This is a genomic window from Pseudomonas sp. Tun-23181, assembly GCF_057415455.1.
Map to the genome: position 1 here is coordinate 972380 of NZ_CM171630.1, position 9795 is coordinate 982174.

Genomic DNA, 9795 nt, shown 5'->3' on the forward strand with positions numbered 1-9795 from the left:
AGGTCGCAGTTCTCCGCCAACAACGCCTACAACATGGACTTTGAGAATGGCTGGCTCAACAACAACGACAAGAACAACGAGCGTCTTGTCCGTCCCGTCCGCAGACTCACCGGTTGCACCCTTCACTTTCGAGGAGTTGGTCCAGGCCTACTACGACTGCCGGCGGCACAAGCGAAACACCGCGAGCGCTCGCCGCTTCGAAGTGGACATGGAGGCCAACCTCCTCGACCTATTCGACGAGCTCCAGGGTGGCACCTACCAGCCTGGCCGATCAATCTGCTTTGTGGTCACCCGGCCAAAGGCCCGCGAGGTATGGGCCGCCGAGTTCCGGGACCGCATCGTGCACCACCTGCTGTACAACCGCATCGGCCCCGCCATCGAGCGCAGCTTCATAGCGGACAGCTGCGCTTGTATCCCAGGGCGCGGCACGCTGTACGCCGCGAAACGCCTTGAGGCGAAGATCCGCAGCCAGACGCAGAACTGGTCGCGGCCGGGCTTCTACCTGAAATGCGACCTGGCGAACTTCTTCGTGTCGATCGACAAGCGCGTGCTCGGGCGCCAGCTGGCCAACCGCATCGACGATCCCTGGTGGCGGCAGCTTGCCTTACAGGTGCTGATGCACGACCCACGCGAGAACTACGAACTGCGCAGCCCTGCTGGTCTGTTCAATCGTGTGCCGCAGCACAAGCGGCTGACGGCGCAGCCGGCCTACCTGGGCCTGCCGATCGGCAACCTGTCATCGCAGTTCTTCGCCAACGTCTACCTCGACGCCCTGGACCAGTTCTGCAAGCACACGCTCAAGGCCAAGCATTACATCCGCTACGTCGACGACTTCGTGCTGCTGCATGAGTCGCCGCAGCAGTTGAACGAATGGCTGTTCCAGATTGAGCAGTTCCTGCCCAGCCTGGGCGTCAGGCTCAACCCTTCGAAGACCATCCTGCAGCCAATTGACCGCGGCGTGGACTTCGTTGGGCACGTGATCAAGCCCTGGCGGCGCACCACTCGCAAGAAGTCGGTGGCCCAGGCCTTGAAGCGAGCTGCTGCGGCGCCAGTGGAAAGCCTGCGCGAGACGGCAAACAGCTACTTCGGCCTGCTTGGCCAAGCCAGCCACAGCCAGAAAGACCGCGCCGCACTGGCCAGACTAGTACTGCGGCGCGGGCACGTCGTCAACGGCGATCTAACCAAAACCTTCCAGAGGAACCCATGACCACGGCAATCGACCTGTTCGCCGGCCTCGGCGGATGGAGCACCGGCGCTCGCGCCGCAGGCGTCCAGGTTCTCTGGGCGGCAAATCACTGGCCTGATGCCGTGAAGTGGCATGCGGCCAACCACCCCGAAACAGAGCACGCTTGCCAGGACCTACACCAGGCGAACTGGGCAGCTGTTCCTCGCGCCGATATCGGCATCGCTTCCCCGTGCTGCCAGGGCCACGCAAAGGCCCGCGGCAAGAAAAACGGCAACCCGGAGCATGATGCGTCTAGATCCACGGCATGGGCTGTTCCGGCGGCAGCCGAAGTGCTGCAGCAGGAAGCCTGGGTGATCGAGAACGTTCCAGAGTTCATGAACTGGGTGCTGTACCCCAGCTGGGTGGATGCGATGCAGCGCCTTGGCTACCAAGTCGCGCCGCACATTGTCGATTGCGCCGACCTCGGTGTGCCGCAGCACCGGGTGCGCCTGTTCCTGATCTGCACCAAGAGCAAGGCGCCGATCCAACTGCAGCTACAGCAGTGCGAACACATTCCGGCCAGCAGCTTCCTCGACTTCGACGCAGGGCGCTGGTCGCCAATCGAGAAGCCAGGCCGGGCCCAGGCCACGCTCGATCGGGTGCGCAACGGGCGCCAGCGCTTCGGCGACCGGTTCATCATGCCCTACTACGGCAAAGGCTCTGGCACCACCGGCCGCGACATAAACCGACCGATCGGCACCATCACCACCCTGGACCGCTGGGCCTTGGTCGACGGCGACCGCATGCGAATGCTCAGCGCCAGCGAGGCCCTGGCGGCCATGTCTTTCCCGGCTGACACCCTGCGGCCGGACAGCCATCGACTGACAATGCACATGGCTGGCAACGCCGTTCCGCCGCTGGCTGGCCAGCGCGTGATTGAGGCGCTTTTGAAGGCTGCCTGAGCCCTTCACATCTTCAGCAAGCTGTTGATGATCACGTCCCCATACCCCCACACGACCGTGCCGACAACGATGAGGATGAAGGACATTTTATTGACCACATCCAGGCGCACCTTGAACTGATCCAGGACTGCGCATCCATCATCGTCGCCCCAAGTGCCCGGGACATGCAGTCTGGCCACAAGAACCTTGATAAGGGCTGCGGCGAACATTGAGAACACGGTTGTGATGGCCCCGCTGCGCTGGAACCAGGCACCCAGTGGCTCTCCGATTGGACGGGCCGCCTCGAGGAAAGACAGGGCTGGAACCGCTACAGCGATCAGCAGCAGAGTTGTCACCCCGCTGTAGTCGAGCCATGCCTGCTTTCGAAATGTTGCTTGTCGTTGCAGATCCATTTTCCCTCTCCCATCAACCGTCAGCAGAGCTTAGCTGTGCAGAGGTAACCCCATGCCCACAGAAAACCGATCCAACAACACCGACATGATCAGCGTGCCGCGCGATCTCGCCGAAGAGATCTGCAATGGCTTGCGCATCACGCAAGAGCGCGGCGTCAAGGAGCTGCGTGCCATCCTGGCCCAGCCAGCCGAGCAGCACCAGGGCAAGCCCATCATGCTGACTGCCGTGGCAGAGTTGGTGGACGATGGTGATGGCGGCCTTGAGGCCCTCTGGCTCCTTGAAGGCGGCACCGCCGAGCTGTTCGCCGGCATGACGCTGCTGGTCGCAGATAACGCCCCTGACCTATGCAGCGAGGATGGCAGCGCCGAGGTCCACACCCACGCCGATCCTGGCGAGGTTGAGCGGCTGCGCGAAGGAATCGCAAAACACTGGAAAGTAGTCTGTGACCAGAGGGCCGAACTCGACACCCAGCGCGCCCAGCTGGCCAAGCGGGATGCGCTGCTGGCCCGAGTTGTAAATTCCGGCGCGCTGTTGAGTGAGCAGTACGAATCGCTTGAAGCTGAGTGCTGCGCTATATCTGCAAGCGCGCCGAAGTGCAAGACCTGCCACGGCCAGGGTGAAGTATTCGTGCGCAAGGGCGACGTTCATTACGGCATGCAGACAGAGCCCGAACCAATCATGGACGCATGCCCTGACTGCGCTACACCAACCATCGCCCTATCCGCCAGCGCAGAGCCATCGAAGTCCTGCGGCGCATGTGGCGGGTGTCCGAATGGTTGTCGACTAGACGAGGAAAGTCCGAGCGCGCCGGTTGAACGCGATGAGCATCAGGCATTCGCGCAAGCGTGCCAGAAGGCAGCTTACGCTCGCGGCCAAGAGCTTGACCCAGAAGCCCTCAAGCGACGCCCAGACGGCTCGCACGTCAACCAACTGGTTGAATGCGGCTGGTGGGGCTGGCAAGCCCGCGCAGCCCTGGAGCGCAAACCCGCCGGGGCCGACGACCTCGCCGCCTTCAACGCCGCATTCCAGAAGGCCATGGAAACCGGATGGGATGATCCCATCGACCTGGCCCGCCAGCTGTGGAACGCACGGGGCGGCCTGGAGCGCAAGCCAGCGCTCGATCCAAAGATGATCGGCATCGTCCACACCCCACCGGCTGAGTACGACGAACCCTGAAGGAGTACATCCGTACTCCTTTTCTGCTGTAACCCCTCTCCCCTCTATTCTCTGCCGCGATATGGCGGCCAAGGAGCACCCGTGCGCCTGAAGAAAGCTGAGCGCGAGCAGATCCGCCTGAAGTACGGCGGCCGCTGCGCCTACTGTGGCAACGACCTGGGCGAGCGATGGCACGCCGACCACTTCGAGCCAGTCGTCCGCAACTCGGGCGAAGCCGCGAAAACCGTCCCCGCTCTGCGGCCGGGCAACCACAACCTGGCCAACATGATGCCGGCCTGCGTGCCCTGCAACCTGAGCAAGCATCGCATGCGGCTGGAAGACTGGCGCCGCTGGCTGGCAGGTCACGTGAACAGCCTCAACCAGTACCACCCCATCTACCGCCTGGCCAAGGCCTACGGCTTGATCGCTGAGACCGGTGCCGAGGTCGTCTTCTACTTCGAAAAGGTGAGCCAACCATGACCCGCCTCGCCCTCTGCCTCCTACTGCTGGCCACCGGCGCCAGCGCAGAGCAACTCACATTGGACGTAGAAGTGGTCCACGACCAAAAGCGTTCTGTTACCTGCTGGATCTACAGCGAGAACACATACAAGGGCGGCATCAGCTGCATCCCCGACAGCCAGCTGCAGGCCGGCAACGAGCGCCAGCTCTCCCCGCACGAAACCCAACCCGAGCCTACACCCGCTTTGGCGCCTGGGCGCTGGATTGATGAGAGGTATCAGCTGTGAGCAAACCGCATTGGATCGACGCGCCAGAGTGGGCTGAATGGCTTGCCCAGGACAGCGACGGCGAATGGTTCTGGTGGGAGTCGATGCCGATCCTGATACCTGGCAAGGCTGGGTGGACTGGCGGCGGTCGTTACAAGTGGGCGCGGAAAACGCCCAGCTACCAACCCTTCGGACTGACATTGGAGCGCCGCCCATGACCGACCTGATCGAAGTGAAGACCTGCACCTGCCCATCCGGCAACGGCTCGCTGCGCTGGCCTTGCCCAGTTCATCCGCCGAAGGAGAAGCAGCCATGATCCTGCCCATGATGTACATGGCCTTCCTCATCTGGAAGGCGCCGCGATGAGCAACATCTTCGGAATCACCGATGAGGAGTGCTTCGAGATCATGCGGGCGGCCGACGAGGCCCAGACCCAGTACCTTCTGGATCAACAGGCGCGCAACGCCCCTGTGCTGGAAACGGTAAAGGCGCTGGTTGGCGATGAGGTATTCGCCCAGGTCGAAGAAGAGATTGAAGCGGCCGAGAACACCTACGACTACGAGATCGTCGACGAGCCGGCAGGCGCACCTCAGGACAACGGCTTTGCCCTCGGCGACGTATACGTCGATCAAGAGTGCGGCATGTCCGGCGATGACTTCTCCGGCACCGTAGCCCTTCCCCTGCCTGACGGCCGCTACTTCCAGTTCGCCTTCAACTGCTAACCCCTCCCCCAACTACTCAAGCCCGCCGACATGCGCGGGCGAGGAGAAGCCATGCCCATTATCACGATCACCACCACCGTGAAGTCCGTCCATGAAGTGCCCGAGGGACTGACCATCGACCAGATCCGGCATCAAGCCCTTCCATTCCTGAGCGAGGACGAGGAAGCCACCGATGACGTGGTTTGCCGCCAGGACAGCGCCATGTGCCGGGTGTACATGGGCGCGCACGACCCTATCAAGCAGTCGGTTGAGCATTCGATCGCAGAAGGCTCGGCCTGACCACCAACCTGCCGCCACCGGCGGCGTGGAGTTCCCATGGAAACCGAAAGCACCGGTGACGTCGACAAGGTCACCGAGCAACGCATGGCCGACCTGCTTGGCTGCACCAAGCGCGCCCTGGAGGGCCGGCGCCTGCGCGGGGTGATTCCCGAAGGTGTCTGGATCAAGCACGGCGGCCGCATCATCTACAGCAAAAAGAGGTATGACGAATGGCTGGAAAACCAATGGATTTACCCCAAGGAATTGACCTGCATTACGGCTCGCTCCGGCTCAGGTTCATGTGGGAGGGTACTCGCCGAAGTGAGACCCTTCCCTACCCCCCGACACAAAAAGGCATCAAGGCTGCATCCCAGCTTCGCGATAAAGTAAACAGCCTGCTGAAACTAAACCTGCTCGATCACGACAAATACGCGGAGCTGTTTCCCAGCTCCGCTGCTGTCGTAGGCGGAGTGCCGACCTTTGGCGAATATGCTCAGTTGTGGCTCGACAGCCGAGAGATCACCGCGGGCACCAGGCTGAACTACAAGGGCACGCTCAACCTGTACTGGGTTCCACACCTTGCCCTGGTACGCATAGATTTGATCACCACCACCCTTCTCCGTCGGATCGTCGCGTCGATCAACTGGACCACTCCCTCGGTAAAGCGCAACGCGATGGTCAAGCTATCGACCATTCTGCGTTCAGCGGTGCTGGACGGGTTGATAACCCGGAATCCAGCGGAAGCCCTCCAGCTACCAGCACGCTCCAAGAAGGAAGTTGACCCATTCACCCTGGAAGAAGCCAACTCCATCATCGCAGAGATCTACAAACACAAGCACTGGCCAAGCCAGATCTACGCTGCGTTCTTCGAGTTCATGTTCTTCACTGGACTGCGCCTGTCCGAAGGCCTGGCGCTTCGCTGGGATGCCGTCGACATGGACAAGAAGACTGCTCACGTGCGGCGAACGGTTGCGTTGGGGGTGATTGAGGAAAGGACAAAGACTGGGCGGGATCGTTTCGTGCTGCTCAACGACCGGGCTCTGCATGCCCTTGAGTTCGCCAAGCAGTACGCGGAGCGCCGCAAGCAGGGCAAAGGGCAGTTCACCGAATCGCCGTTCGTCTTCCCGCCAGGCAAGAATGGGGAGCACGTCAAGCAGACCTCAGACCTGCACCATCAGTGGCGCCCAATCCTCAAGAGCCTGGGGATCAGATACCGCCCCCCGTATAACTGCCGCCACACCTATGCGACAATATGCTTAATGTCTGGACTCAACCCCGCATTTATCGCCCAACAGCTCGGGCATAGCGTGCAGATGCTCTTATCGACTTATGCGCGCTGGATTAACTCGTCCAACGACTGGCAGGAGCTGGAAAAGCTCCAAATTGGTCCGAAATTGGTCCGTAGCTGCGAAGAAGCCACGTAAGTTATTGATAGGTAAGTTCCTTGATCTCCACCGCTAACATCACCATGCAATTCGGCGCCAAGCCGCTCTTCGAAAACGTCTCGGTCAAATTCAACAACGGCAACCGCTACGGCCTGATCGGCGCCAACGGCTGCGGCAAGTCGACCTTCATGAAGATCCTCGGCGGCGACCTGGAGCCGTCCGCGGGCCAGGTGATGCTCGAACCCAACACCCGCCTGGGCAAGCTGCGCCAGGACCAGTTCGCCTACGAGGAATTCACCGTGATCGACACGGTGATCATGGGCCACGAGCAGCTGTGGAAGGTCAAGGCCGAGCGCGATCGCATCTACTCCCTGCCGGAAATGACCGAGGAAGACGGCATGGCCGTCGCCGAGCTGGAAACCGAATTCGCCGAGATGGACGGCTACACCGCCGAGTCCCGTGCGGGTGAACTGCTGCTGGGCCTGGGGATTCCGCTGGAGCAGCACTTCGGCCCGATGAGCGAAGTGGCGCCGGGCTGGAAGCTGCGGGTGCTGCTGGCCCAGGCGCTGTTCTCGGATCCGGACGTGCTGCTGCTCGACGAGCCGACCAACCACCTGGACATCAACACCATCCGCTGGCTGGAAAACGTGCTGACGGCGCGCAACAGCACCATGGTGATCATTTCCCACGACCGGCACTTCCTCAACAGCGTCTGCACCCACATGGCCGACCTGGACTACGGTGAGCTGCGCCTGTTCCCGGGCAACTACGACGAGTACATGACCGCGGCCACCCAGGCCCGCGAGCAGCTGCTGGCCGACAACGCCAAGAAGAAGGCGCAGATCGCCGAGCTGCAGAGCTTCGTCAGCCGCTTCTCGGCCAACGCCTCCAAGGCCAAGCAGGCCACCTCGCGGGCACGGCAGATCGACAAGATCCAGCTGGCCGAGGTCAAGCCTTCGAGCCGGGTCAGCCCGTTCATCCGCTTCGAACAGACCAAGAAGCTGCACCGCCAGGCGGTGACCGTGGAGAAGATGGCCAAGGCCTTCGACGACAAGGTGCTGTTCAAGGATTTCAGTTTCGTCGTCGAAGCCGGCGAGCGGGTGGCGATCATCGGCCCCAACGGCATCGGCAAGACCACCCTGTTGCGTACCCTGGTCGGCGAGACGACGCCGGACGCCGGTGCGGTGAAGTGGACCGACAGCGCCGAGGTGGGCTACTACGCCCAGGACCACGCCCATGACTTCGAGGAGGACCTGAGCCTGTTCGACTGGATGGGCCAGTGGACCCAGGGCGAACAGCTGATCCGCGGCACCCTGGGGCGCATGCTGTTCTCCAACGACGAGATCCTCAAGTCGGTGAAGGTGATCTCCGGTGGTGAGCAGGGCCGCATGCTGTTCGGCAAGCTGATCCTGCAAAAGCCCAACGTGCTGGTGATGGACGAACCGACCAACCACTTGGACATGGAGTCGATCGAGGCGCTGAACCTGGCCCTGGAGAACTACCCAGGGACCTTGCTGTTCGTCAGCCATGACCGCGAGTTCGTGTCGTCGCTGGCCACCCGGATCATCGAGCTGACGGCGGATGGAGTGGTGGACTTCAGCGGCACCTACGACGATTACCTGCGTAGCCAGGGGGTCGTGGTCTGACCTCGTCCGGCATCGCTTGGTAGTGCCTGGGGCCGCTTTGCGGCCCCAAGGCCTCAAGCCCCCCCGACTGACCGGCAGACGAAAAAATCGTTAGTCTGCTTTCTTTTCCATCCGGCACCCGCCATGATGGGCTCCTGCCCCACCGCCCAGCCGCGAACGAGCCCATGACCGCGCATCAGCCCGCCCCCAGCAGCACCTTCGGCATCACCCAGCAGATCCTTTCGATCGTCTTCTATACCTTCATCGCCTTCCTCTGCATCGGCCTGCCGATCGCCGTGCTGCCCAGCTACGTGCACGACCGACTGGGTTTCGGTGCGGTGATCGCCGGGCTGACCATTGGCCTGCAATACCTGGCCACCCTGCTCAGCCGGCCCTTCGCCGGACGGGTGGCGGACGGCCTGGGCGGCAAGCGGGCGATCCGTTATGGCTTGTACGGCATCGCCGGTTGCGGCGTGCTGACCCTGCTCTCGGCCTGGACCCTCGCCCTGCCCTGGCTGAGCCTGTGCCTGCTGCTGGGCGGGCGGCTGCTGCTGGGCATCGCCCAGGGGCTGATCGGCGTGGCCACCTTGAGTTGGGGGATCGGCCAGGTGGGCAGCGAGCACACGGCGCGGGTGATCTCCTGGAACGGCATCGCCTCCTATGGCGCCATCGCCATTGGCGCGCCGGCAGGCGTGCTGCTGGTGGACGGGCTGGGCTTCAGTGCACTCGGCCCGGCCCTGCTGGCACTGGCCCTGCTCGCCTTGCTAGTGCTGCGTACCCGGCCGAACGCGGTGGTCGTGCAGGGCGAGCGGCTGCCCTTCTGGTCGGCTTTCGGCCGGGTGGCGCCCTGCGGCCTGGGGCTGACCCTGGCGTCGATCGGCTATGGCACCCTGACCACCTTCGTCACCCTCTATTACCTGGAACGCGGCTGGGTTGGCGCGGCCTGGTGCCTGAGCGCCTTCGGCCTGTGCTTCATCCTCTCCCGGCTGCTGTTCGTCAACGCGGTCAACCGCTTCGGCGGCTACAACGTGGCCATCGCCTGCATGGCCACCGAGGTGCTGGGGCTGACCTTGCTGTGGCTGGCGCCCTCGCCGGCCTGGGCGCTGCTCGGCGCCGGCCTCACCGGCTTCGGCCTGTCGCTGGTGTATCCGGCCCTGGGCGTGGAGGCGATCAGGCAGGTGCCCAGCAGCAGCCGAGGTGCGGGGCTCGGCGCCTATGCGGTGTTCTTCGACCTGGCCCTGGCCATCGCCGGCCCGGTGATGGGCGCGGTGGCCGTGCACCTGGGCTATGCCTCGATCTTCTGTGCCGCCGCCCTGCTCGCCCTGGCAGGGGTGGGCCTGAGCCTGTTGCTCGCCCGCCGTGGCCGACGCTTGCAAGCCTCATGAAAAAACCGGCTGACGCACGA

At 63.0% G+C, this 9795-nt stretch carries 12 protein-coding genes; 11 read left to right on the forward strand and 1 reads right to left on the reverse strand.

Features of this window, described 5'->3' with window-relative positions:
* Positions 1-46 precede the first annotated feature (46 nt).
* Together ACDI39_RS04970 and ACDI39_RS04975 are read left to right on the forward strand one after the other, a co-directional pair.
* Positions 47-1207 carry an RNA-directed DNA polymerase gene (locus ACDI39_RS04970; protein WP_486537882.1) on the forward strand — a complete coding sequence of 387 codons (1161 nt, stop codon included), beginning with the start codon at positions 47-49 and terminating at the stop codon, positions 1205-1207.
* Complete coding sequence (locus ACDI39_RS04975) at positions 1204-2127, forward strand: DNA cytosine methyltransferase (RefSeq protein ID WP_486537884.1); 924 nt, start codon at positions 1204-1206, stop codon at positions 2125-2127. The genes ACDI39_RS04970 and ACDI39_RS04975 overlap by 4 nt, the downstream gene beginning before the upstream one ends.
* Positions 2128-2132: 5 nt before the next feature.
* On the opposite strand, the gene ACDI39_RS04980 is transcribed toward ACDI39_RS04975, so the two are convergent.
* The gene (locus ACDI39_RS04980) at positions 2133-2519 is read right to left on the reverse strand and encodes a hypothetical protein (RefSeq protein ID WP_486537886.1); all 387 of its coding nucleotides are present in this window, start codon (positions 2517-2519) and stop codon (positions 2133-2135) included.
* Positions 2520-2571: 52 nt separating this feature from the next.
* Here ACDI39_RS04980 and ACDI39_RS04985 point away from each other — a divergent pair, with 52 nt between their 5' ends.
* The 9 genes from ACDI39_RS04985 (at position 2572) to ACDI39_RS05025 (ending at position 9775) form a co-directional block, all read left to right on the forward strand.
* A complete protein-coding gene (locus ACDI39_RS04985; protein ID WP_486537888.1) occupies positions 2572-3696 on the forward strand; it encodes a hypothetical protein in 1125 nt (374 codons plus the stop codon).
* A gap of 81 nt (positions 3697-3777) precedes the next feature.
* The gene (locus ACDI39_RS04990; protein ID WP_486537207.1) at positions 3778-4155 is read left to right on the forward strand and encodes an HNH endonuclease; all 378 of its coding nucleotides are present in this window, start codon (positions 3778-3780) and stop codon (positions 4153-4155) included.
* On the forward strand, positions 4152-4421 hold the full coding sequence (locus tag ACDI39_RS04995) for a hypothetical protein (protein ID WP_486537206.1): 270 nt from the start codon (positions 4152-4154) through the stop codon (positions 4419-4421). The genes ACDI39_RS04990 and ACDI39_RS04995 overlap by 4 nt, the downstream gene beginning before the upstream one ends.
* Positions 4422-4762: 341 nt before the next feature.
* Positions 4763-5122, forward strand: a complete 360-nt coding sequence (locus ACDI39_RS05000) for a hypothetical protein (RefSeq protein ID WP_486537205.1) — start codon at positions 4763-4765, stop codon at positions 5120-5122.
* Between the two features lie 51 nt (positions 5123-5173).
* A complete protein-coding gene (locus tag ACDI39_RS05005) occupies positions 5174-5401 on the forward strand; it encodes a hypothetical protein (RefSeq protein WP_486537890.1) in 228 nt (75 codons plus the stop codon).
* A gap of 36 nt (positions 5402-5437) precedes the next feature.
* Positions 5438-5770, forward strand: a complete 333-nt coding sequence (locus ACDI39_RS05010) for a hypothetical protein (protein WP_486537892.1) — start codon at positions 5438-5440, stop codon at positions 5768-5770.
* Complete coding sequence (locus ACDI39_RS05015; protein WP_368816357.1) at positions 5680-6804, forward strand: tyrosine-type recombinase/integrase; 1125 nt, start codon at positions 5680-5682, stop codon at positions 6802-6804. Before ACDI39_RS05010 ends, ACDI39_RS05015 begins: the two co-directional genes overlap by 91 nt.
* Before the next feature lie 20 nt (positions 6805-6824).
* Entirely contained in the window at positions 6825-8411 is a 1587-nt protein-coding gene (locus tag ACDI39_RS05020; protein ID WP_225787967.1) for an ABC-F family ATPase, read from the forward strand.
* Positions 8412-8575: 164 nt separating this feature from the next.
* Complete coding sequence (locus ACDI39_RS05025) at positions 8576-9775, forward strand: MFS transporter (RefSeq protein WP_486537895.1); 1200 nt, start codon at positions 8576-8578, stop codon at positions 9773-9775.
* The last annotated feature ends 20 nt before the right edge of the window (positions 9776-9795 follow it).